General features: G+C 65.7%; 20 protein-coding genes. 6 read left to right on the forward strand and 14 right to left on the reverse strand.

All coding sequences use genetic code 11. From position 1 onward, the window contains the following. Window positions 1-81: 81 nt before the first annotated feature. Complete coding sequence (locus C8N38_RS13720) at window positions 82-957, forward strand: lysophospholipid acyltransferase family protein (protein WP_108027739.1); 876 nt, start codon at window positions 82-84, stop codon at window positions 955-957. Here the strand turns inward: C8N38_RS13720 and C8N38_RS13725 are convergent. Together C8N38_RS13725 and C8N38_RS13730 are read right to left on the reverse strand one after the other, a co-directional pair. Next, window positions 954-1,733, reverse strand: a complete 780-nt coding sequence (locus C8N38_RS13725; RefSeq protein ID WP_108027740.1) for an SDR family oxidoreductase — start codon at window positions 1,731-1,733, stop codon at window positions 954-956. The genes C8N38_RS13720 and C8N38_RS13725 overlap by 4 nt on opposite strands. Before the next feature lie 209 nt (window positions 1,734-1,942). Continuing rightward, window positions 1,943-2,569, reverse strand: a complete 627-nt coding sequence (locus C8N38_RS13730; RefSeq protein WP_108027741.1) for a ParA family protein — start codon at window positions 2,567-2,569, stop codon at window positions 1,943-1,945. A gap of 142 nt (window positions 2,570-2,711) precedes the next feature. Between C8N38_RS13730 and C8N38_RS13735 the strand changes: the two genes are divergently transcribed. Genes C8N38_RS13735 through C8N38_RS13745 form a run of 3 tightly spaced genes read left to right on the forward strand, consistent with a single transcriptional unit; the run spans window position 2,712 to window position 6,710 of the window. Next, window positions 2,712-3,542 (forward strand): universal stress protein, encoded by an 831-nt coding sequence (locus C8N38_RS13735; protein ID WP_158272355.1) that lies wholly within the window; start codon window positions 2,712-2,714, stop codon window positions 3,540-3,542. Between the two features lie 60 nt (window positions 3,543-3,602). After that, entirely contained in the window at window positions 3,603-5,063 is a 1,461-nt protein-coding gene (locus C8N38_RS13740; protein WP_108027743.1) for a pentapeptide repeat-containing protein, read from the forward strand. A 36-nt stretch (window positions 5,064-5,099) separates the two neighbouring features. Continuing rightward, window positions 5,100-6,710, forward strand: coding sequence for a peptide chain release factor 3 (locus C8N38_RS13745; RefSeq protein WP_108027744.1), 1,611 nt, complete (start codon window positions 5,100-5,102; stop codon window positions 6,708-6,710). A 41-nt stretch (window positions 6,711-6,751) separates the two neighbouring features. On the opposite strand, the gene C8N38_RS13750 is transcribed toward C8N38_RS13745, so the two are convergent. Next, window positions 6,752-7,744, reverse strand: coding sequence for a lactate/malate family dehydrogenase (locus C8N38_RS13750; protein WP_108027745.1), 993 nt, complete (start codon window positions 7,742-7,744; stop codon window positions 6,752-6,754). A gap of 316 nt (window positions 7,745-8,060) precedes the next feature. Next, window positions 8,061-9,416: an esterase-like activity of phytase family protein gene (locus C8N38_RS13755; protein WP_108027746.1), complete on the reverse strand. Its 1,356-nt coding sequence runs from the start codon at window positions 9,414-9,416 to the stop codon at window positions 8,061-8,063. Window positions 9,417-9,625: 209 nt separating this feature from the next. Here C8N38_RS13755 and C8N38_RS13760 point away from each other — a divergent pair, with 209 nt between their 5' ends. Both C8N38_RS13760 and C8N38_RS13765 read left to right on the forward strand, forming a co-directional pair. Further along, window positions 9,626-10,216, forward strand: coding sequence for an exopolysaccharide biosynthesis protein (locus tag C8N38_RS13760; RefSeq protein ID WP_108027747.1), 591 nt, complete (start codon window positions 9,626-9,628; stop codon window positions 10,214-10,216). A gap of 158 nt (window positions 10,217-10,374) precedes the next feature. After that, complete coding sequence (locus C8N38_RS13765) at window positions 10,375-11,922, forward strand: DEAD/DEAH box helicase (RefSeq protein WP_108027748.1); 1,548 nt, start codon at window positions 10,375-10,377, stop codon at window positions 11,920-11,922. Window positions 11,923-12,106: 184 nt separating this feature from the next. Here the strand turns inward: C8N38_RS13765 and C8N38_RS13770 are convergent, their stop codons facing one another. Genes C8N38_RS13770 through nuoI form a run of 10 tightly spaced genes read right to left on the reverse strand, consistent with a single transcriptional unit; the run spans window position 12,107 to window position 22,244 of the window. Further along, window positions 12,107-13,777, reverse strand: a complete 1,671-nt coding sequence (locus tag C8N38_RS13770; RefSeq protein ID WP_108027749.1) for a ribonuclease J — start codon at window positions 13,775-13,777, stop codon at window positions 12,107-12,109. Beyond that, the gene (locus C8N38_RS13775; protein WP_108027750.1) at window positions 13,774-14,553 is read right to left on the reverse strand and encodes a type III pantothenate kinase; all 780 of its coding nucleotides are present in this window, start codon (window positions 14,551-14,553) and stop codon (window positions 13,774-13,776) included. The genes C8N38_RS13770 and C8N38_RS13775 overlap by 4 nt, the downstream gene beginning before the upstream one ends. An 11-nt stretch (window positions 14,554-14,564) precedes the next feature. After that, window positions 14,565-15,329: a biotin--[acetyl-CoA-carboxylase] ligase gene (locus C8N38_RS13780; protein ID WP_281258231.1), complete on the reverse strand. Its 765-nt coding sequence runs from the start codon at window positions 15,327-15,329 to the stop codon at window positions 14,565-14,567. After that, window positions 15,319-16,761, reverse strand: coding sequence for an NADH-quinone oxidoreductase subunit NuoN (gene nuoN, locus C8N38_RS13785; protein ID WP_108027751.1), 1,443 nt, complete (start codon window positions 16,759-16,761; stop codon window positions 15,319-15,321). The genes C8N38_RS13780 and nuoN overlap by 11 nt, the downstream gene beginning before the upstream one ends. A gap of 10 nt (window positions 16,762-16,771) precedes the next feature. Next, entirely contained in the window at window positions 16,772-18,313 is a 1,542-nt protein-coding gene (locus C8N38_RS13790) for an NADH-quinone oxidoreductase subunit M (protein ID WP_108027752.1), read from the reverse strand. Further along, a complete protein-coding gene (nuoL, locus tag C8N38_RS13795) occupies window positions 18,313-20,361 on the reverse strand; it encodes an NADH-quinone oxidoreductase subunit L (protein ID WP_108027753.1) in 2,049 nt (682 codons plus the stop codon). Before nuoL ends, C8N38_RS13790 begins: the two co-directional genes overlap by 1 nt. A 6-nt stretch (window positions 20,362-20,367) precedes the next feature. Next, complete coding sequence (gene nuoK / locus C8N38_RS13800; RefSeq protein WP_042462923.1) at window positions 20,368-20,673, reverse strand: NADH-quinone oxidoreductase subunit NuoK; 306 nt, start codon at window positions 20,671-20,673, stop codon at window positions 20,368-20,370. A gap of 58 nt (window positions 20,674-20,731) precedes the next feature. Beyond that, window positions 20,732-21,346 (reverse strand): NADH-quinone oxidoreductase subunit J, encoded by a 615-nt coding sequence (locus C8N38_RS13805; RefSeq protein ID WP_108027754.1) that lies wholly within the window; start codon window positions 21,344-21,346, stop codon window positions 20,732-20,734. After that, window positions 21,343-21,753 carry a carboxymuconolactone decarboxylase family protein gene (locus C8N38_RS13810; RefSeq protein WP_108027755.1) on the reverse strand — a complete coding sequence of 137 codons (411 nt, stop codon included), beginning with the start codon at window positions 21,751-21,753 and terminating at the stop codon, window positions 21,343-21,345. Before C8N38_RS13810 ends, C8N38_RS13805 begins: the two co-directional genes overlap by 4 nt. Next, entirely contained in the window at window positions 21,750-22,244 is a 495-nt protein-coding gene (gene nuoI / locus C8N38_RS13815; RefSeq protein ID WP_075786502.1) for an NADH-quinone oxidoreductase subunit NuoI, read from the reverse strand. Before nuoI ends, C8N38_RS13810 begins: the two co-directional genes overlap by 4 nt.

The raw sequence follows: 22,244 nt of genomic DNA on the forward strand, positions 1-22,244 counted from the left end.
GGTCGGGAATTGCTTTGACCGGAGCCGGCGGAATCGGCTCTGGTGTCACGGAAGCGTCATTCGGGTGTGGTGACAAGGCGCATGAAAGAAAGAATCGATCCGCTCATCGAGGAACGGGCCCCCTGGCTATTTGCCGATCATCCCTGGAGCGGGCCGTCCCGGCGGCTCTTGAACGGGGTTTTGGGCTATGACCGGACCGTTGCCCTGGGCGAGGTCCTGCAGGACCATCCCTCGCATGTGATCATGGACGAAATGGCCCGGCTGCTGGCGCGCGACCTGCGCGGCACCGGGATCGAGAACATTCCGGCCTCGGGTCCGGCGATGATCGTGGCGAACCACCCGACGGGCATCGCCGACGGGGTTATGCTGTGGAGCCTCCTGCGCCAGCGCCGCCCCGATCTGTTCTTCTACGCCAACCGCGACATCCTGCGGGTACTGCCGCAGATGGAAGAGATCATTGCCCCGGTCGAGTGGCGCGAGGAAAAGCGCAGCCATGCCAAGACCCGCGAGACCATGGCCTATACCCGCGCCGCGATCGAGAAGGGGCGGCTGGCGGTGATCTTCCCCTCGGGGCGGCTGGCCAAGCGGCGCGGGCTGTCGCTGCACGAGCGGCCCTGGATGCCGTCGGCGGCGATGATCGCGCGCAAGTTCGACCTGCCGGTGATCCCCATCAATATCCGCGCCCGGAACTCGGTGCTGTTCTATCTGTTCGATCTGATCCACCCGACGTTGAGGGATATCACGCTCTTTCACGAGACCCTCAACAAGGAGCGTCAGCCCTATCGGATGACGGTGGGCGAACCGATCGCGCCGGGCGCCCTGCCGGTTCGGTCGGAGGACGGGATCGAGATGCTGCGCGCGGCGACGCTCGCACTTGGCGGGCGCTACGCGCCGCGGGTGAGCCTGGTGCAGAATTCGCGCCGGCCGAGCTGGGTGAAATCGACCGCGCTGAGCTAAAGCACGGAATTGGTGGCCCCGCCGTCGAGCAGGATGTTCTGGCCGACGATGAACCCCGCCTGGGTCGAGCAAAGGAACGCACAGGCGGCGCCGAATTCGGCGGGCGTGCCGTAGCGACGCGCCGGAATGGTTGCCGCGCGCCGGGCCCGCGCCTCGTCGAGGGTGATGCCATCGGCCTCGGCCACGCCTCGATCCAGCGCGTCGGCCCGGTCGGTGGCATGGATCCCGGGCAGCAGGTTGTTGATTGTCACCCCATGCGGCGCCACCTGCCGAGCGGTGCCCGCGACATAGCCGGTCAGCCCGGCCCGGGCCGAATTCGACAGACCCAGCACCGGGATCGGCGCCTTGACCGACTGGCTGGTGATGTTGACCACCCGGCCCCAGCCCCGGTCGATCATTCCGGGCAGTAGCGCCTTCATCAGCGCGATGGGCGTCAGCATGTTGGCATCGAGCGCCGCGATGAAATCGGCGCGCTCCCAGTCCGACCAGAGCCCGGGCGGCGGGCCGCCGGCATTGGTGACGAGGATGTCGACCGGACCGGCTGCCTCCAGCACCGTGGCGCGCCCGTCTTCCGACACGATGTCGGCCGCGACCGGGGTCACCGTCACGCCATGCCGCTCGCGGATGTCTTCGGCGGTGGCCAAAAGCGCCTCGGCGCCACGGGCGTTGATCACAAGGTCGACCCCTGCGGCCGCCAGCGCTTCGGCGCAGCCCCGGCCAAGCCCCTTCGACGCGGCGCAGACCAGCGCCCGTTTGCCCTTCAGTCCCAGATCCATTGCGGTTCTCCCTGTCGACGTCCGCCCCGGCTTAGCAGCCGCGGGTGCTGCGGAAAAGCCCAGGCGCGGAGGCCAGGGCGCGTTGCGCCCCGACGCGACGCGGGCGGGTCCGGGTGCGAAAATTCGCGAATTTTCGTGTTGTGGCGTTCGGAAGCGCAATTCTTCTGCGAAGAATTGCAGCGCGAGCGATGGCCGGGCGCCGGTCCCGATCAGGCAGTGAGGGCCGCCAGCAGCGGGGTCCATTGCGCGCGAAGCGCGGCATAGGCGCGCTGCGGCTTGTCGAAGACCGTCAATCCCTGCTCGGCCAGGTCGCCATAGGCCACGCGGTCCGCGATCTCGGCCACCGGCGCCTGCCCGACCTGCTCGGCCAGGGCCCGGATCCGGTGCGCGTCGCGACCGCGCGGGCGGACCCGGTTCGCAACCAGTTCGACCCCGACCTTGCCCTTCCGGATCCGTTTCAACTCGGCGATCTCCTTCAGAAACCGCCGGGTCGCATCCTCGTCGAAGAAGGACGGCATGACCGGCACCACCACCGCGCGCGCCTCGGCCACGAGACCGGCCGCGGCCTCGTCATAGATCGCCCCCGGCGCATCGACGATCACCCAGTCGGTGCCCTTGCCGCCCTTGCCGGCGCCGATCTCGGCCGACCAGTCCAGCGAACGGATCTCGGGCACGCCTGCGGGGCGGCGCTTGAGCCAGCGCAGCGCGGATTTCTGCGGGTCCGCATCGGCCAGAGCCACCTTCCAGCCGCCATCGGCCAGCGCCGCGGCCAGCGTCACCGCGATCGTCGTCTTGCCGCAGCCGCCCTTGCGATTGGCGATCAGCACCGTCTTCATCCCCACCCCTTTCGTCTTCGACCGCCCCACCATACCCGTTCACACCTGCTATGCAATGTATATACGGAACCGACACCATGTCGCCCTTGAAGCCTGCCCCTGGCGCCCCGACCTGACGTTGACAGACCCAAGGGAGGACACGATGACTGCCACGATCCTGATTGCCACCGATCTCAGCCCGCGCGCCGACCGCGCCGTGAACCGCGCCTTCCGGCTGGCCCGCGCGATGGACGCCGACGTCCTGTTGGCGACGGTCATCGACAGCGACTTGCCCGAGGACGTGGCCCGCCCGATGGCCGAGGCCGCCGCCGCGCGGCTGACCCGCTTTGCCGCCGCGATCCCGCAGGCGGCCGAGGTCCGCCACGCCACCCGCATCGTGACCGGCGATCCCAGCAGCGCGATCCCCCGGCTGGCCGATGAGACCGACGCCGCGCTGGTGGTGCTGGGCCTGCATCGCGACCGGCCCTTCCTCGATCTGCTGCGCGAAACCACGATGGAGCGGATCGTCCGCCACATCTCGCGCCCGGTTCTGCTGGTGCGCGACCCGGTCGATCACGACTATGCCGCGCTGCTGGCTGCGCTCGACTTTGCCCCGGCCTCGACCGCCGCGCTGCAGATCGCCGCGCGTCTGGCACCCGAGGCCGCGATCCACGGCGTGCACGCGCTGCACATCCCCTATCGCGGCTTCATCGCGCCCCATGGCAGTTCCATCGCCATCGCCCCCTTCCGCCGCAGCGCCGAGATGCGCCTGGCCGAGTGGCGCGCGCAGAACGACCTGCCCGCCCGGCTGGCCGATGTCGCCCTCGTCGAAGGCGCCGCCCATCTGGTGCTGAACGCCGAGATCGAGGCCCGTCGCCCCGACCTTCTGGTCCTTGGCGCCCATGGCCGCGCGGGCGCCGCGCCCTCGATCCTGGGCTCGCTGGCCAATGACCTGATGCGCGCCCCGCCCTGCGACCTGCTGGTCGCGCGCTAGCGCCCGCTTTACGCCTGGGCGGGGCCGATCTAGGCTTCGCCCGGGCGGAGGAGACGGGCGGTGGGCAATCCCCAACATCTGGAGTGGCTGCTGGAAGGCGTTGAGGCCTGGAACGCGCGGCGGAGGAGGCAGGGTTTTGCGCCAGATTTGAGCGGCATGGATGTCCGGGAAGCTTTCGAGAAGGCAGGAAAACTCGCGAACAATAGCATTGATCTTACGAGAGCGGATCTTCGGCAAGCAGATTTTCGGAAAGCAACTCTCAAAGGGGCCAATCTCAAACGAGCGGACTTGTGGGGCGCGGACTTCTCTGGCGCGGACCTCGAAGCAGCAAACCTGGAGAACCTAGATCTCCTCGGGTCCAATTTCAGTTGGGCAAAACTTAAGAACGCAAAACTCGTAGCCGCCAACTTTACTTTTGCTATTCTGGACGGGGCAGATCTCGAAGGGGCATGTCTGCGGCAAACGATCTTGGACGCGGCTGAACTAGATCAGACAAACTTCACGAAAACTGTTTTCGAGGCCACTAGAATACGGACAGTATTTGTTCGGCCGCGTGAAGAAGAATCCAGCCGCCCCGAATACACAGATATGTCTTTATCCTTCGGACTTACGCAAGCTCAGATTGAAGGAATATGGGGAGATACTGGCACGATTCTGCCCGAGCGGCTGCACTATCCGGCGCATTGGCCTGATCCGAAACCGCCGCAGGTGTCCATCGACGGGAACGCGCCGCCGCCCCTCCCCGCAGGCACTGCACCCAGCGATATCGAAGAACAGGACGGGCGGCTGGTTCTGGTGAATATCTCCCCGCCGCCCCGGAGCGATCTGGAAACGATCCATGGCGATCTGCGCGAGGACCTGGCCGCGCTGCTGTCGAGTGGCGCTTTCGACAACATTTCCAGAGGCCTCGGAACCGCCTTGTCGCGCTATGCCGGGATCGTCGATTGCGCCTATGCCGATCTCGATCAGATCCGGTTCGGCGTTCAAACCAAGGCCCTGAGACTGAAACTCGACGCCTCCCGGCAAGACCTTTCGGAGGCCGCGCCGGAGAAGACCGGCGATCTGGACGCTGCCCTGTTGTCGGCGGAACTGATCGCCGCCCGACTGCCGGACTGGCAGGCGTTTCTCAAGGAAACCGCCGAAGACAGGGCACCGGTGGCCGCGCATGAAGACGAGATCGCGGAGGCCATCGAGGGCGCGGCCGAGCGGATGAAGGAGGACCCCACACATTTTGCCCCGGCTCTGCCGGAGCGGCTGTCGGAATACGTGAACACGGCCACCATCGAAGGCTACCTTGCTGCGACGACGCTTCTGAACGATCTGACCTTCGTCACCATGACCGAACTGAGGCGACTGGTCCGGGACACCGGCAGTGAGGCTCGCGAGCTGGCGATCAAGGGACTGGCCCTCGGCGTGGTCACGGGGCTTGGGGCCACCCTGAGCAAGCTGGCCGGAATTCTGCCCGCCGAATTCGACTGGATCCTGCCCTGGCTGAGGTACATTCCGACGCTGTTCGGGTAATGGACAGTGCCACCCCGCTCGCTTATATCCGCGGCCATGCTGGATGCCCCGCCGAACCGCCCCGCCCTGCCGCCGGAAATTGCCCGGAGGCGCACCTTTGCCATCATCTCGCACCCCGATGCGGGCAAGACCACGCTGACCGAGAAGTTCCTGCTGTATGGCGGTGCGATCCAGATGGCCGGACAGGTGCGGGCCAAGGGCGAGGCGCGGCGGACGCGGTCGGACTTCATGAAGATGGAACAGGACCGGGGCATTTCCGTCTCGGCCTCGGCGATGTCCTTTGACTATCGCGAGTTCCGCTTCAATCTGGTCGACACCCCCGGCCACAGCGACTTTTCCGAGGATACCTATCGCACCCTGACCGCGGTCGACGCGGCGGTGATGGTGATCGACGGCGCCAAGGGTGTGGAAAGCCAGACCCGGAAGCTGTTCGAGGTCTGCCGGCTGCGCGATCTGCCGATCCTGACCTTCTGCAACAAGATGGACCGCGAAAGCCGCGACACCTTCGAGATCATCGACGAGATCCAGGAGATGCTGGCGATCCATGTGACGCCCGCTTCCTGGCCGATCGGGGTCGGGCGCGAGTTTCTGGGCTGCTACGACATGCTCAGGAACCGGCTCGAGCTGATGGACCGGGCCGACCGCAACAAGGTGGCCGAGTCGATCAAGATCGAGGGGCTCGACGATCCGAAACTGGCCGAGCATGTGCCGCAGGATCTGCGCGAGAAGCTGATCGAAGAGGTCGAGATGGCGAAGGAGCTTTTGCCCGCGCTCGACCCGCAGGCGGTGCTGGAAGGGCATATGACGCCGATCTGGTTCGGCTCGGCGATCAACTCGTTCGGGGTGAAGGAGCTGATGGACGGCATCGCCACCTATGGCCCCGAGCCGCAGATCCAGGCGGCCGAACCGCGCCAGATCGCGCCCGAGGAACCGACCGTCGCGGGCTTCGTCTTCAAGGTGCAGGCCAACATGGACCCCAAGCACCGCGACCGGGTGGCCTTCGTGCGTCTCGCCTCGGGCCATTTCCAGCGCGGCATGAAGCTGACCCATGTGCGCTCGAAAAAGCCGATCACGGTGTCGAGCCCGGTGCTGTTTCTGGCGGCCGACCGCGAACTGGCCGAAGAGGCCTGGGCGGGCGACATCATCGGCATCCCGAACCACGGGCAATTGCGCATCGGCGACACGCTGACCGAGGGCGAGGCGCTGAAGGTCACGGGCATTCCTTCGTTTGCGCCGGAGCTGCTGAAGAACTGCCGCGCGGGCGACCCGATGAAGGCCAAGCATCTCGACAAGGCCCTGATGCAGTTCGCCGAGGAGGGCGCGGCCAAGGTCTTCAAGCCGATGGTGGGCGCGGGCTTCATCGTGGGCGTCGTGGGCGCGCTGCAATTCGAGGTGCTGGCCAGCCGGATCGAACAGGAATACGGCCTGCCGGTGCGCTTCGAGCCCTCGCAATTCACCTCGGCCCGCTGGGTCCATGGCGAGAAGACGGCGGTCGAGAGCTTCGTTCAGAAGAACAAGCAGCACATGGCGACCGACAATGACGGCGACGTGGTCTACATGACCCGGCTGCAATGGGACATCGACCGCGTGGTCCGCGACCATCCCGAACTGACGCTGTCGGCAACCAAGGAAATGCAGACCAACTGATCGCGAGGCGGCGGGCCCCGAGGCCCGCCGTTTTCCGGTCGTCAGGCGACGGCTTTTTCCGGCCCGGTGCCGGCATCGCGCATCGCGGACTGGATAAAGGCGATGCTTTCGGCCAGCTTCGCCGTTTCCCAGTCGTTCAGGCTGACCGGAAGCTGTTTCACGATCCCCTCGCGCCCCAGCACGCAGGGCATGCTGAGCGCCACGTCGCCGTCATGGCCATACTGGCCGCGCAGGGTGGTGCAGGCGGGAAAGACGCTGCGTTCATCCAGCAGCACGGCGCGCGCCATCGTCACCGCCGACTGGGCGACACCCGCATTGGTCCAGCCCTTGCCGTTGAAGACGTCATAGGCGGCGCTGATGACCCGGGCCTTGACCGTCTCGGGGTCGCGGATGTCGTCCAGCGCCTCGAAATGGCGGCCGAGATCTGCGAAGGGGATGCCCGCCACATTGACATGGCTCAGGACCGGGAAGGCGGTGCTGCCATGTTCGCCCATCATGAAGCCGGTGACCGATTTCGGGTCGATCCCGCAGGCGTCGGCCACGACCTTCCGGAGCCGCGCTGAATCAAGCATCGTCCCCGTCCCGAAGACCCGCCCGCGCGGATAGCCGAATTCGTTCTCGGCGATGTAGACCATGGTATCGAGCGGATTGGTGATCAGGATGACGATGGCCTCGGTCGTGTGCCTGACGATCCCCGCCATCACCTCGCGGATGACCTTGCAATTGGTGGTGGTCAAGAGGGTGCGGTCGGGCTCGGCCTTGGGATCGTCGGGGTCGGGAATGACGCTTGGCCCCGCGGCCACAACAATCACGTCGGCGTCGACGCATTGCTCGTAGCCGCCCGAGGTGACCTTGATATTGCTCATATAGGGCAAGGCCGTCGCCTGCGCCTGGTCGAGCGCCTCGCCGAAGGCCACGTTTTCGAGGATGTCGATGACGCCGATCTCGGCAAAAAGGCCGATCTTCATGGCATCGGCCAGGACATAGGACCCGACATGCCCTGCCCCGATGACAACGAGCTTGTTGGTGTGCATTCTCTTCTCCTTGCATCTTCCAGACGGCCGCCGGACAGCCCCGCTGGCGCCGCCCGGGGGCCGCTCTCGCGCCGGGCGGCCGCAGCACCCGCATCGCTTGGGTCGCAGACCGCAACCGGCCGCGGCGCCGGGCGCCAGAGTCTCGCGCGAAAGCTGAGCCGAGCTAGATCACCTTTCGGCGGCAGCCGAAATGGCAAATGGCGCAAAAGCGCGCGAGCCAGGAAATCCCCCGATCCCGGCGCGCGTCCCCCGGCAAAAGAAAGGCGCGAGAGCCGCCGCCCCCCGCGCCTTCCCCATTGTCCGGTTTGTCGGGCGATTACTTCGCCGACAGCAGCTCCGGCACGCTCAGCAGCATCACCTCGTTATCGGCGGCGGCGTCGAGCTTGCGGCCCGACGAGAACGGCAGGTTGTTGTCGTTGGCGACCAGGATATGGGTGTCGTCGACCCGCATCACGTCCTCGATGGTGAAGAACGGGAAGGTGAACTTGCCCGTCAGATCGCGTGCCGCATCGGTGTCAAGCCGGGCCACCCCGTCGGGATCGGCGATGTCCATCAGGTCGATATGGCCGATCCGGCGGACGAACCCGTCGGCATCCACATCCGACGTGTCGATCAGCACGATCCACTTGTGCAGCGCGGGTTCCGGGAAGCAGTCGGCGGCTGGCGCGCCGTCGCATTTCAGGCTGGGATCGCCCTCGCCGTTGTCGCGCTCGATCACCAGCGCGTGGGTGTCGTCGATGAAGTTGAAATCGCCGATGGCCGTCGCGCCCTCGGCAAGGGCGAACTTGAACATCTCGCCGGTCCAGTCCTTCGATGCCGTATCGAAAGCCATCACCCGCAGGAAATCGCCCTCGGGCTTGCCGTCATCGCCGAGGATCGGTTTTTCGAGCATCGCCCAGAGCTTGGACGTGCCGGGCTGCAGGGCCATGCCCTCGTAGCCGCCCGAGCGCTGCGATTTCCAGTCGGTGCCGGGCACCGAGGTCGCGGACACGGCGGGGTTGTCGGCGCCTTTCAGTTCCTTGCCATCGGCCATGGTCGGGTAGACGCCCAGCACCACGCCGTCGAGCGAGACGTTCAGCAGGTAGGGGCCGAATTCCTCGCCGATCCAGAGCGAGCCGTCGACCAGCTGAAGGCTTTCGAGGTCGAAATCGGCGCCGGTCAGATAGCGGCCCTCGCTGCCCTCATAGGCGATGCGGAAGGGCACCCTGAAATCGGGATCGCGCAGGAAGACGGTTTCCTTCACGTCCACCTTGCCGGTCGCGAAATCGGGCGCGATGCGGTGGAAGAACAGCATCGCGTCGGGGCTGTTGGCCTTGGACCCGAAGCCGTTATCGGTCAGCGCATAGACCGACCCGTCCTCGGCGCGGTCCATCGCGAAACCCGAAAAGCCCTGCAGCGGCTGGCCGATGAAGGGCAGCGCGATGCCGGTCGCGCGGTTGCCGTGCAGCTTGCCAGTGTCGCCCATCGCGCTCATCGGCACCATGTTCCGCGCGGTCCCGGTGAACTTGCCCGAGATCCAGGCGTCGCGCGGCGCATCGGCGGGCGGCGCGACCATGGTCATCGCGGGCAGCACCGCGTGACCGGCCAGCGTTGCCGGAAAGGTCTCTTCGGCCAGCGCCGGCGCGGCGCAGGCGATGGCCGCGGCCGAAAGCAGGAACAGACTGTTTTTCATCGTTGATTCCCTATCTCGATGAGCGTGTGCCCGTTGCCCTACAGAGGCCCTGCAACAGCCGCGAATCCGCCCCGTGTCAGTTCCATGACAAGATCCCGGGCGCAGGTCCCGCCCCTTGAATTCGCGCGCCGCCGCCGCGACATGACAGCGAGACCCGTTTTCGTCCGCGCCGCCCGTCGGCCGTCCTCCGTTCACCCGACCGACCGCCGATGAGTGCCCCAGACGACTGGATCATCTCGAGCCTTCTCGAAGACCTTGCGGCGCTGGCGCTGGCGAGCGACCGCGTCAGCGTGGCCGATCTGATCGAGACGCTGGGCGCGCGCGGCTTCGGGCCGCTGCTGGTGATGCTCTCGGCCTTCCTGATCCTGCCGGTCGGCATGCTGCCCGGCCTGCCCGGGGTGGTCGCGGTCTTCATGATCCTGATCGGCGGGCGAATGATCACCGGCAAGACCACGCTCTGGCTGCCCGGGCGGCTGCGTCGGGTGCATCTTTCGGGCCATGTGCTGGCGGTCTCGGTCGCACGGGCACAACCGGCCGCCCTGTGGCTGCGCCCGCTGCTGGCGCCGCGGCTTGTGACGTTTGTGGAAAGCGGTCTGGCCACCCGCCTGATCGCGCTGATCCTGATGGCGACGGGGGTTCTGATCTTCCTGCTGGGCTTCATCCCCGGCCTGCCCTTCGTGCTGTCACTGCATGTGCTGATGCTGGGGCTTGCGATGTCGACCCGCGACGGGCTGGTCGCGTTCCTGGCCTATTGCATGCTCTTGCCGGAAATCGTCTTCATCTGGCGGGTCTTCACCTGACCCATGACACCTCAGGCGCGCGCACACGGGCGTTCAACTTGACGAAAGCGCGAGTTTGCTCTATCGAGCCGCGAATGAGGATCTGACTGGCAATACGGCCGGTCTAGGCCGCGTGCGACAGGTGCGGCCATGATGCTGCAACTGAGCCAAGGACTTACATGACGACTTTTGCTGAACTGGGGCTCGACCCCAAGGTTCTTTCCGCCGTTTCCGACGCGGGCTACACCGCGCCGACCCCGATCCAGGCCGGGGCCATCCCCCCTGCGCTTGAAGGTCGCGACGTTCTGGGCATCGCCCAGACCGGCACCGGCAAGACGGCCAGCTTCGTTCTGCCGATGATCACCCTGCTCGGCCGCGGCCGGGCCCGGGCGCGGATGCCGCGCAGCCTGGTGCTGGCGCCGACCCGCGAACTGGCCGCCCAGGTCGCCGAGAACTTCGACACCTATGCCAAGAAGACCAAGCTGTCGAAGGCGCTTCTGATCGGCGGTGTCAGCTTCAAGGAACAGGACGCGCTGATCGACAAGGGCGTCGACGTGCTGATCGCGACGCCCGGCCGCTTGCTGGACCATTTCGAGCGCGGCAAGCTGCTGCTGACCGGCGTCCAGATCATGGTAGTGGACGAGGCCGACCGGATGCTCGACATGGGCTTCATCCCGGATATCGAGCGGATCTTCCAGCTGACCCCCTTCACCCGGCAGACGCTGTTCTTCTCGGCCACCATGGCGCCCGAGATCGAGCGTGTGACCAACACCTTCCTCTCGGCCCCGGCCAAGATCGAGGTCGCCCGCCGCGCCAGTGCCGCCGAAAGCATCGAACAGGCCGTGATCTGCTATACCGCCTCGCGCAAGGACCGGCAGGCCAAGGAAAAGCGCGAGCTGCTGCGCGCGCTGATCGACCGCGAGGGCGAGGGCTGCAAGAACGCCATCATCTTCTGCAACCGCAAGACCGAGGTCGACATCGTCGCCAAGTCGCTCAAGACCCATGGTTATGACGCGGCCCCGATCCATGGCGATCTGGACCAGTCGCAGCGGACCCGGACGCTGGAATCCTTCCGCGAAGGCAAGCTGCGGTTCCTGATCGCCTCGGACGTCGCCGCGCGCGGTCTGGACGTGCCCGCGGTCAGCCATGTGTTCAACTACGACGTGCCCTCCCATGCCGAGGATTACGTGCACCGGATCGGCCGCACCGGCCGCGCGGGCCGCGAGGGCAAGGCGCTGACCATCTGCGTGCCCCATGACGAGAAATGGCTGACTGCCATCGAGGATCTGGTCGAAAAGCAGATCCCCCGCGTCGACAGCCCGCTGAAAGGCGGCAGCGACGATCGCGGCAAGCGCGGCCGTCATGCCGACGAGGCCGGCGCCTCGGCGCCGGAGCGGACCGAAGAGCGCAGCAGCGCCCGGCCCCAGCGCGGCGACCGCCGGGAGCGGAACAGCGACAGGGGGGCCGAGCGACAGCCCGACAGGACCGCCGACCGGCATGGCGAGGACCGCAACTCTCATACCCACGAGCGGTCGGACAGCCACGACCGCAACAGGCAGGGCCGGAGCGGCGCCAACAACCGGCGCGGCGGCCGCGACCGCGGCTATCGGGACGAACCCGTGGTGGGGATGGGCGATCACATGCCCGCCTTCCTGCTGCGGTCGTTCAAGCCGAAAAGCGAACCCGAACCGGTGACCGAGGATCAGGTGGAAGAGAGCGCCGAATAAGCGCCCCCGCACCTGCTGGCACAACGAGACATGACGAAAAAGGCGCCCCGTCGGGCGCCTTTTCATTTCCTGTCGCGTGCTGGCGCTAAGGCCGGGGCCCCGGCCCCTGATCTCAGGCCCCAGACTGAGGCTCGAGACCGGGACTTGGGGCCGGGGCTTGAAACCGGGCCCGGGGCTCAGGCGCTCAGGCGCTCAGGCGGCTGATGACCACCACGACCTCGGGCTTCTTGCCGATCTCGGTCTGTGCCGACTGACGCACGATCCGGCGCATCGCCTCCTCGATCTTGTCGTCATCGGCCAGCGTCTTGTCGTCGGCCCGGCGCAGGAACTGGTCCAGATCCTCCTCCAGCACCTCGGACAGCGCCGCGCGGGACCGCCCGGTCTCGGGCAGGCCGGTCAGATCGACCCAGGGCTCGCCCAGCGGCTCGTCCTCTTCGTCGAGGATCACGGTCACGACCACCAGCCCGTTCAGCGCCATGCGGATGCGGTCGCGGACGATCCCGTCCATCGCGCCGATCTGCACCGCGCCGTCAAGATAGGTCCGCCCGGTCTCGATGAATTCGACCGGCTGCGGCCGGTCGCCGCCCAGATCCAGCATCGTGCCGTTGACCGCCACCACCGCCGGCAGCCCGTTCTCGGCGGCCAGTTTCACATGCTCGCGCAGGTGGCGGTGTTCGCCATGCATCGGCACGACCATTTCGGGCTTCATCAGGGTATGGATGCGCGACAGGTCCGGCCGGTTGGCATGGCCCGAGACGTGGTAAAGATCGGCATCGTCCGACACCACGTCGACGCCCATTTCGGACAGTGCGTTGACGATGCGGATCACGTCGCGCTCGTTGCCCGGAATGGTCTTGGACGAAAAGAGGAAAAGATCGCCCGCAGCGAGGCTGAGCCCCATGTACTTGCCGCGCGACAGCTGGGCCGAGGCGGCGCGCCGTTCGCCCTGGCTGCCGGTCACGATCAGCATCACCTTGTCACGCGGCAGGTCGGCCGCCTCTTCGGGGCTGACGACCTTGGGAAAATCGGTCAGCACGCCGCTTTCGACGCCCGCCTCGATCATCCGCCGCATCGCCCGGCCCAGAAGACAGATCGACCGACCCGCATCGCGCCCGGCCTCGGCCAGGGTCTTCAGCCGCGCGATGTTCGAGGCGAAGGTGGTGGCCACCACCATGCCCTCGGCCCGTTCCACAAGCTGGCGGATCGCCGGACCCACCGTGGTTTCGGACCGACCCGGATTGGGCGAGAAGACGTTGGTCGAATCGCAGGTCAGCACCTTGACGCCGTCCGCCGCGACCTCGGCCCAGAGATCGGGGTCGAAGGGGTCGCCGACGATGGGCGTGCGGTCGAGCTTGAAATCGCCGGTATGAACGATCCGCCCCACCGGCGTGTCGATGACCAGCCCCGAGCTTTCGGGAATCGAATGCGACACCGGCAGATAGGACACCTGGAACGGTCCCGCCGCGATCCGGTTCGGCCAGGGCTCGACGAAGCGGACGGTTTCGGGGTCCTGGCCCTGATCCTCCATCTTCAGCCGGGCAATGGTGCCGGTGAAGGGTCGGGCATAGACCGGCGCCTTGAGCCGCGGCCAGAGATGCCCCAAAGCGCCCACATGATCCTCATGGGCATGGGTGATGAAGATCGCCTCGAGCCGGTCGCGGCGTTCCTCGAGCCAGGCGATGTCGGCGAAGATCAGGTCGACGCCGGGGCTTGTGTCCATGTTGGGAAAGGTCACGCCCAGGTCCACGAGGATCAGACGCTCCTTCCCGGGGGCGCCATAGCCGTAGACATAGGCGTTCATGCCGATTTCCCCGGCGCCGCCGAGGGGAAGGTAGATCAGTCTGTTCTTGCTCATATCGCCCCGTTTTCCTTGTTATAGGCGTGGATCACGGTCAGCCCGTGCATGGTCAGGTCGTCCTCGATCTGGTCGAACAGGACATCGCCCTGCGCGAACAGAGGCGCAAGCCCCCCGGTGCCGATGACGCGCATCGGCCGGTCATATTCCGTGCGGATCCTGTCGCAGATCTCGCGCACCAGACCCACATAGCCCCAGAACACACCTGACTGCATGCAGGCAACCGTATTCGTGCCGATCACCCGGTCGGGCTTTGTTACATCCACATGCGGCAGCGCCGCCGCCGCCATGTGCAGCGCCTCGAGGCTGAGATTCACCCCCGGCGCGATCACGCCGCCCAGATAGGCCCCGTCCTGCCCGACCACGTCGAAGGTGGTGGCAGTGCCGAAATCGACCACGATCAGATCGCCCCCGTGCCGGTCGAAGGCCCCGGCCGTGTTGACCAGCCGGTCGGGCCCGACATTGGTGCCCTGATCGACCCGGGGCAAGTGCGGCAACAGGCATTCGGGCTTGCCCACGACCCAGGGGCGGATGTTGAAGAACCGGTCGGTGAAGACCCGCAGGTTGAAGACGACCCGCGGCACCGTCGACGAGATGATGGCGTCGGTGATCTCGGGCTCGATCCGATAGCGCGCCAGCAAGGTCGAGAACCAGACATAGTACTGATCGGCCGTTCGGGTATGCTCGGTCGCCGTCCTGAGCGTGCAGAGGAACCTTTCACCGTCCCAAAGCGAAAACACCGTATTGGTGTTGCCGCAGTCGATGCAAAGAAGCATGGGGTCCCCCGTCAGAAGAACACGTCCGCAGCAGCGATGGCACGCCGCCCGCCGGGCGTCTCTAGGACAAGCTGCCCGTCCTCGTCCACTGTCAGGAACCGCCCCGACACCTCTTCGGCGCCCATCCGCGCGGTGATCGTGTCGCCCAGCCGCGCGGCGCGTTCCAGCCAGGCTGACCGCAACGGCCCGAAACCCTCGTCGCGGAAGAAGCGGTCCTGATGGGCGAAATGCTCGGCGAAGAAGGCCAGGAATTCCAGCGGATCGACGGCATCGCCGATCTCTTCGGCCAGCGTCACCGGCATCAAGGCCCGGGGCTCGACCACCGAGGCCTCGGGCAAGGCGTTGAGATTGACCCCCAGCCCGATCGACAGCCGCCCGACCTCGGACATCGTCCCTTCGGATTCAAGCAGGATGCCCGCCAGCTTGCCGCCGTTCAGCAGCACGTCATTGGGCCATTTCAGCGTGATCGCCTCGCGGTCCTCGACATAGGCCAGACAGGTTGCATACAGCGAAAACGAGGTCACGAAGGAATAAAGCGCGGCCGTCGCGGGCGGGCAGCCCGGCGCCAGCACCAGGGTCGCGGCAAGGTTTCCCTCGGGCGCGCCCCAGGCCCGGCCCCGGCGGCCGACGCCCGCCGTCTGGCGGCGGGCGACGATCCAGGTCGGCCGCGTGATGTCGCGGCGCCGCCGGGCCTCGGCCATGGTGCTGTCGACCTCGTCGAGCAGGATCAGGTCATGCCCGGCCGGCCAGTGCCAGCCCTGCCCCTCAGTTGACAAGGGTCTGAGCCGCGGCCAGCGCCAGCCCCTCGACACCGAAGAGGTTCACGACCCCCACGATCATCGCGAAGGACGCGACCATCATGATGCCCCACATCACCGGCGGCATGGTTCCGTCGAGGCGGCGGTCGCCCTCCTCGCCGAAATACATGTAGAAGACGATGCGCAGGTAGTAGAAGGCCGAGATCACCGAGGCGATCACGCCCGCCACGGCCAGCCAGACATAGCCGCCATCGACCGCCGCCTTGATGACGTAGAACTTCCCGAAGAAGCCCACGAAGGGCGGCACGCCCGCAAGGCTGAACAGAAGCATCATCAGCGCCAGCGCCTTCAGCGGCTCGACCGAGGCATACATGTTCAGGCTGCGGATATCGACGACCGGCTGGCCGTCCTTCTGCATGCCCATGATGAAGGCGAAGGTGCCGATGCTCATGGTGACATAGATCGCCATGTAGACCAGCATCGCCTGCACGCCAAGCGCGGTGCCCGCGACCAGCCCCATCAGCGCGAAGCCCATATGGGCAATCGAGGAATAGGCCATCAGCCGCTTGAAGTTGCGCTGGCCGATCCCGGCGAAGGCCCCAAGGAACATCGACAGCAGCGACAGAACCGCGATCACCTGCCCCCAGTCGCCCGGGACCGACCCGAAGGCGTCGAACAGCACCCGCGCGAACAACGCCATCGCGGCCATCTTGGGCGCGGTCGCGAAGAAGGCGGTCACGGGCGTCGGCGCACCCTCATAGACATCGGGCGTCCACATGTGGAAGGGCACGGCCGAGACCTTGAAGGCAAGGCCCGTGATCATGAAGACCAGCCCGAAAAGCAGCCCGATGCCGATCGGCCCGTCGCCGATCGAGGCAAGGATGCCCGCAAACAGCGTGGTGCCGGAATAGCCGTAGGTCAGCGAGGCGCCATAGAGCAGCAAGCCCGAAGACAGCGCGCCGAGTACGAAGTACTTCAGCCCGGCCTCGGTCGATTTCAGGTTGTCGCGCCGGATCGCGGCGACGACATACAGCGCCAGCGATTGCAGCTCGAGCCCCATGTAAAGCGTCATCAGATCGCCCGCCGAGACCATCAGCATCATGCCGACGACCGCCAGCGTGATCAGCACCGGGAATTCAAACAGCAACGTCTTCTGGCGGCGCATGTAGTCCTGGCTCATCAGCATGACAAGCGCGGCCGAGGCCAGCACCACCACCTTGGCGAAGCGGGCGAAGCCGTCATCGATCAGCGCGCCGCCGAAGGCGGTTTCGGTGGGCCCCGCGGTCAGCCCGATCCAGACCGCCAGCGCCAGCATCAGCGCCGAGGTGGTCCAGACCAGCATTGGCGCCGCCTTGTCCTTGCCGGTATAGACGGCCCCGACCAGCGCCAGCATCGCGTAGACCGAAAGGATGATTTCCGGCAGGACGACGGAAAGATCGTCAGAGATCATCTCGTTCCCCTCAGTTTCCGGCCAGCTGGGTCGAGACGGGCGTCTCGGCCAGTGCCATCTGGTAGTTCGAAAGAAGCGCCTCGACCGAGGGCCCGATGATGTCGGTCACCAGCGACGGGTAGACGCCCAGAAGCAGGGTCATCGCCACCAGCGGCGCGAAGATCGCGCGTTCACGCAGGTTCATGTCGGTGATGGTGCGCAGGCTTTCCTTGATCAGGTCGCCAAAGACCACCCGGCGGTAAAGCCACAGCGCATAGGCCGCCGACAGGATCACCCCGGTCGCGGCGACCGCCGCCACCCAGGTATTGACCTGGAAGATGCCCGCCAGCGTCAGGAACTCGCCGATGAAGCCCGAGGTGCCCGGCAGCCCCACATTGGCCATGGTGAACAGCATGAAGACCAGCGCATAGGCGGGCATGCGGTTCACCAGCCCGCCATAGGCGTCGATCTCGCGGGTGTGCATCCGGTCGTAGATGACGCCCACGCAGAGGAAGAGCGCGCCCGAGACGAAGCCGTGGCTCAGCATCTGGAAGATCGCGCCGTCGACGCCCTGCTGGTTCGCGGCAAAGATGCCCATGGTCACGTAGCCCATATGGGCGACCGAGGAATAGGCGATCAGCTTCTTCATGTCCTGCTGCGCCAGCGCCACCAGCGAGGTGTAGACGATGGCGATGGCCGACATCCAGAAGATCAGCGGCGCCCAGATGTCCGAAGCGACCGGGAACATCGGCAGGCTGAAGCGCAGGAAGCCGTAGCCGCCCATCTTCAGCATGATCGCCGCCAGCACCACGGACCCCGCCGTCGGCGCCTGCACGTGGGCGTCGGGCAGCCAGGTATGGACCGGCCACATCGGCATCTTGACCGCGAAGGAGGCGAGGAAAGCGAACCACAGGAAGGTCTGCATGCCGCCGACAATCGTCTTGCCGCCGATCACGATGTCGCCCGCGCTGAACTGATGCGCCAGCAGGGTCGGAATGTCGGTGGTGCCCGCATCCATGTACATGGCCACCATCGCCACCAGCATCAGGACGGACCCGAGGAAGGTGTAGAGGAAGAACTTGAAGGTGGCGTAGATCCGGTCCTTGCCGCCCCAGATGCCGATGATCAGGAACATCGGGATCAGGCCGCCCTCGAAGAACAGGTAGAACAGCACCAGATCGAGCGCGCAGAAGACGCCGAGCATCAGCGTTTCCAGCACCAGGAAGGCGATCATGTATTCCTTCACCCGGTGCGTCACCGTCCAGCAGGCGCCGATGGTGATCGGCATCAGGAAGGTGGTCAGCATCACGAAGAGGATCGAGATGCCGTCGACGCCCATCTTGTAGCGCAGGCCCAGCAGCCAGGACCGGTCCTCGACGAACTGGAAGCCGGCATCCGAGGGATCGAACTCGAACAGCACGAAGAGCGAGATCAGGAAGGTCGCCGTCGTCGCGATCAGTGCCACCCATTTCGCGTTGGCCTGATCCGAGGGGCTGTCGCCCTTGAGGAAGACGCCGAGGATCAGCGCCGCGATCAGGGGCGTGAAGGTGATGATCGAAAGCAGGTTGTCCATTACTCGGCCCCTCCGGTCAGAGCCATCCAGGTAACGAGTACGGCAATGCCGATGACCATGGCGAAGGCGTAGTGGAACAGATAGCCCGACTGCAGCCGCCCGGCGACGCGGGTGAAGAAGGGCACGATGCCCATCGCCACCCCGTTGATGCCGCCGTCGATGATGCTGCCATCGCCTCCCTTCCAGAGCGCCCGGCCGATATTGCGCGCGGGCTGGACGATGATCGCGTCATAAAGCTCGTCGAAATACCACTTGTTCAGCAGGAACAGGTACAGCGGACGGGCCGCACGCGCGGTCTGGCCCGGAAGCTCGGGCTTGTTGATGTAGAAGAGCCACGCCACGGCGAAACCCGCAAGCATCGCCAGGAAGGGCGCGGCCTTGACCCATTGCGGCGCGTGATGGGCGTTTTCCATCGCGTGGTTGTCGGGCGCGGTATAGATCGCGCCCTGCCCCGGCAACGCGGCCGCGGCTTCGCCCTCGGCGGCGGTCTCGCCATGCCCCGCGACGGCGGCCACCTCATGCGAGGGCACCCCGTAGAAGCGGTTCACGCTGTCATGGTCGCCGAAGAAGTTGCCGTACCACATCATGCCCGCCAGCACCGCCCCGACGCTCAGCACGCCCAGCGGCACCAGCATGGTCACGGGGCTTTCATGGGCATGGTCATGGGCATGCCGGTCGCCCTTCGGTTCGCCGAAGAAGGTCATGAAGATCAGCCGCCAGGAATAGAAGCTGGTGAAGGCCGCGGCGATCACGAGCATCCAGAAGGCGAAATAGGCATGCCCGCCCCAGGCGCTTTCGATGATGGCATCCTTCGACAGGAAGCCCGCGAAGCCGATATGGGTCAGCGGAATGCCGACGCCGGTGATCGCGAGCGTGCCGATCACCATGGTCCAGAAGGTGAACGGGATCTTCTTGCGAAGCCCGCCATAGTTCCGCATGTCCTGTTCGTGATGCATGGCATGGATCACCGAGCCCGCGCAGAGGAACAGCAGCGCCTTGAAGAAGGCATGCGTCAGCAGGTGGAACATCGCCGCCGAATAGACCCCGACGCCCGCCGCCACGAACATGTAGCCCAGCTGCGAGCAGGTCGAATAGGCGATCACCCGCTTGATGTCGTTCTGCACCAGCCCCACGGTCGCCGCGAAGAAGGCCGTGGTGGCGCCGATGAAGACGATCATGTTTTTCGCATCGGGCGCGAATTCCAGCACCGGCGACATCCGGCAGACCAGGAACACCCCGGCCGTGACCATGGTCGCGGCGTGGATCAGCGCCGAGACGGGCGTCGGCCCCTCCATCGCGTCGGGCAGCCAGGTATGCAGGAACAGCTGCGCCGATTTCCCCATCGCCCCGATGAACAGCAGCACACCGACCACATTAGCCGCGCTCCAGGTCCCGTTCAGGAAGCTCAGCTGCATCGTCGCCAGCTGGGGCGCATTGTCGAAGATGTCGTCGAAGCGGACGCTGTCGAGCAGGAAGAACAGCGCGAACATCGCCAGCAGGAAGCCGAAATCGCCGACCCGGTTGACCACGAAGGCCTTGATCGCCGCGGCATTGGCCGAGGGCTTGCGGTAATAGAACCCGATCAAGAGGTAGGAGGCGACGCCCACGCCCTCCCAGCCGAAGAACAGCTGCACGAGGTTGTCGGCCGTCACCAGCGCCAGCATGGTGAAGGTGAAGAAGGACAGATAGGCGAAGAAGCGCGGCTTGTAGCTTTCGCCCTCGCGCCATTCGGGGTCATGCGCCATGTAGCCGAAGCTGTAGAGATGGACGAAGGCCGACACCGTCGTCACCACGATCAGCATGATAGCGGTCAGCCGGTCGACCCGGATCGCCCAGTCGGCCACGAAGCTGCCGCTGTCGATCCAGCGGAAGATCTCGACCTGGCGCATCTCGCCGTCGAAGCCCATGAACACGACCCAGGAGAACAGCATCGACAGGAATACCATCGCGGTGGTGATCCACATCGCGGCCTTCTCGCCGAACATCCGGTAGCCGAAGCCGCACAGCAGCGCGCCGATCAGCGGGGCGAAGAGGATGATCTTTTCCATGAGCCCCTAGCCTTTCATCACGTTGACATCATCGACCGCGATCGACCCGCGGTTGCGGTAGAAGCAGACCAGGATGGCAAGCCCGATGGCGGCCTCGGCCGCGGCGACGGTCAGCACGAACATGGTGAAGATCTGGCCGACCAGATCGCCCAGATAGGCCGAGAAGGCGACCAGGTTGATGTTGACCGACAAGAGCATCAGCTCGATCGACATCAGGATGACGATCACGTTCTTGCGGTTCACGAAGATCCCGAAGATGGCGATGACGAACAACGCCGCGGCCACCGTCAGGTAATGTTCCAGTCCGATCATTCCGTCCCTCCGGGCCGTCCGCCCGCTATTCCCGTCCGTTCCGGGGTCGCGGCGCCGCTCACAGCCCCTGCCCCGGTTTCACGTCTTTCAGTTCCATCGCCTTCGCCGGGTCGCGATACATCTGCGCCAGCACGTTCTGACGCTTGACGTTCGGCCGGTGGCGAAGCGTCAGCACGATGGCCCCGATCATCGCGACCAGCAGCACCAGCCCGGCGGCCTGGAAGAGATGGATGTAGTCGTCATAGATGAGCTGACCGATCGCCAGCGTGTTGTGAATCTCGGCCGGATCGGGCGTCGGCGCGCCCCGCAGCGCCGCAGCGCCGTCCGAGCTTTTCCAGACGCCGTAGACCAGCACCAGCTGCGCCAGGAAAACCGCGCCGATGAGCCCCGCGATGGGGAAATAGGCCGCCATCTTCGCCTTGAGCTCGGTGAAATCGACATCGAGCATCATCACGACGAACAGGAACAGCACGGCGACGGCGCCGACATAGACGATCACCATCAGCATCGCCACGAATTCGGCCCCGAGCAGCACGAAGAGCCCGGCCGAGCTCAGAAAGGCGAGGATCAGCCACAGGACCGAATGCACGGGGTTGCGCGCCAGGACCACGAAGAGGCCCGAGACCACGGTCACCACCGAAAACGCATAGAACGCGAATTCACCCAGGGTCATTTGCCCGTCTCCTCGTCCTTTTCGTCGAACACCGTCTGCGCCAGTTCCAGCGCCCGGCTCATGGCGGGAATGCCGCCCAGCATCGCCATCTGGTAGATCACCTCGGCGACTTCCCGTTCCGTGGCCCCCGCCTCGAGCGCGTGGCGCACGGTGACCTTGAACTGGGCATCGGCCTGCGCGCCCAGCACCGTGAGCCCCGCGATCACCGCCAGCAGCCGGGTCTTGCTGTCCAGCCCCTCGGGGTTGAACGTGTTGCCCCACATCATGTCCATGAAGTCCTTGGGCATGGTCGGGATCAGCTTGTCGAACCCGTGCACCTGGAAGCTTTCCAACGCCGGGTTGAAGGCGCGGGCCATCTTGTGGCTCTGCTCCAGCATCTGTTCGAAGAGTTTCGCGTATCCGCTCATCTGTAGGGCGCGTCCAGTTCGAGGTTGCGGGCGATCTCGGCCTCCCAGCGGTCGCCGTTCTCCAGCAGCTTGGCCTTGTCGTAGAACAGCTCTTCGCGGGTTTCGGTCGCGAATTCGAAATTCGGCCCCTCGACGATGGCATCGACCGGGCAGGCCTCCTGGCAGAAGCCGCAATAGATGCACTTGGTCATGTCGATGTCGTAGCGCGTGGTCCGGCGCGAGCCGTCCTCGCGGGGTTCGGCGTCGATGGTGATGGCCTGGGCCGGGCAGATCGCCTCGCAGAGCTTGCAGGCGATGCAGCGTTCCTCGCCCGAGGGATAGCGCCGCAGCGCATGCTCGCCCCGGAAACGCGGGCTGAGCGGCCCCTTTTCATGCGGATAGTTCAGCGTGGCCTTGGGGGCGAAGAAATACTTCATCCCGAGCTTGAAGCCTTCGAAGAAGTCCAGAAGCAGGAAGTACTTGCCCGCCCGTTGCCAGTCGATTGCAGCCAT

Source organism: Rhodovulum kholense (assembly GCF_003053725.1).
In the GTDB taxonomy this organism is placed as follows: domain Bacteria; phylum Pseudomonadota; class Alphaproteobacteria; order Rhodobacterales; family Rhodobacteraceae; genus Rhodovulum; species Rhodovulum kholense.

What these genes read in the sequence shown, in the direction of transcription:
- C8N38_RS13725 (WP_108027740.1), bottom strand. Translation starts at nt 1,733, where the DNA reads ATGGATCTGGGACTGAAGGGCAAACGGGCGCTGGTCTGCGCCGCGTCG.
- nuoN (WP_108027751.1), bottom strand. Translation starts at nt 16,761, where the DNA reads ATGATCTCTGACGATCTTTCCGTCGTCCTGCCGGAAATCATCCTTTCG.
- C8N38_RS13745 (WP_108027744.1), top strand. Translation starts at nt 5,100, where the DNA reads ATGCTGGATGCCCCGCCGAACCGCCCCGCCCTGCCGCCGGAAATTGCC.
- C8N38_RS13730 (WP_108027741.1), bottom strand. Translation starts at nt 2,569, where the DNA reads ATGAAGACGGTGCTGATCGCCAATCGCAAGGGCGGCTGCGGCAAGACG.
- C8N38_RS13770 (WP_108027749.1), bottom strand. Translation starts at nt 13,777, where the DNA reads ATGAGCAAGAACAGACTGATCTACCTTCCCCTCGGCGGCGCCGGGGAA.
- C8N38_RS13810 (WP_108027755.1), bottom strand. Translation starts at nt 21,753, where the DNA reads ATGAGCGGATACGCGAAACTCTTCGAACAGATGCTGGAGCAGAGCCAC.
- C8N38_RS13760 (WP_108027747.1), top strand. Translation starts at nt 9,626, where the DNA reads ATGAGTGCCCCAGACGACTGGATCATCTCGAGCCTTCTCGAAGACCTT.
- nuoL (WP_108027753.1), bottom strand. Translation starts at nt 20,361, where the DNA reads ATGGAAAAGATCATCCTCTTCGCCCCGCTGATCGGCGCGCTGCTGTGC.
- C8N38_RS13750 (WP_108027745.1), bottom strand. Translation starts at nt 7,744, where the DNA reads ATGCACACCAACAAGCTCGTTGTCATCGGGGCAGGGCATGTCGGGTCC.
- C8N38_RS13790 (WP_108027752.1), bottom strand. Translation starts at nt 18,313, where the DNA reads ATGGACAACCTGCTTTCGATCATCACCTTCACGCCCCTGATCGCGGCG.
- C8N38_RS13765 (WP_108027748.1), top strand. Translation starts at nt 10,375, where the DNA reads ATGACGACTTTTGCTGAACTGGGGCTCGACCCCAAGGTTCTTTCCGCC.
- nuoI (WP_075786502.1), bottom strand. Translation starts at nt 22,244, where the DNA reads ATGGCTGCAATCGACTGGCAACGGGCGGGCAAGTACTTCCTGCTTCTG.
- C8N38_RS13775 (WP_108027750.1), bottom strand. Translation starts at nt 14,553, where the DNA reads ATGCTTCTTTGCATCGACTGCGGCAACACCAATACGGTGTTTTCGCTT.
- nuoK (WP_042462923.1), bottom strand. Translation starts at nt 20,673, where the DNA reads ATGATCGGACTGGAACATTACCTGACGGTGGCCGCGGCGTTGTTCGTC.
- C8N38_RS13805 (WP_108027754.1), bottom strand. Translation starts at nt 21,346, where the DNA reads ATGACCCTGGGTGAATTCGCGTTCTATGCGTTTTCGGTGGTGACCGTG.
- C8N38_RS13755 (WP_108027746.1), bottom strand. Translation starts at nt 9,416, where the DNA reads ATGAAAAACAGTCTGTTCCTGCTTTCGGCCGCGGCCATCGCCTGCGCC.
- C8N38_RS13720 (WP_108027739.1), top strand. Translation starts at nt 82, where the DNA reads ATGAAAGAAAGAATCGATCCGCTCATCGAGGAACGGGCCCCCTGGCTA.
- C8N38_RS13735 (WP_158272355.1), top strand. Translation starts at nt 2,712, where the DNA reads ATGACTGCCACGATCCTGATTGCCACCGATCTCAGCCCGCGCGCCGAC.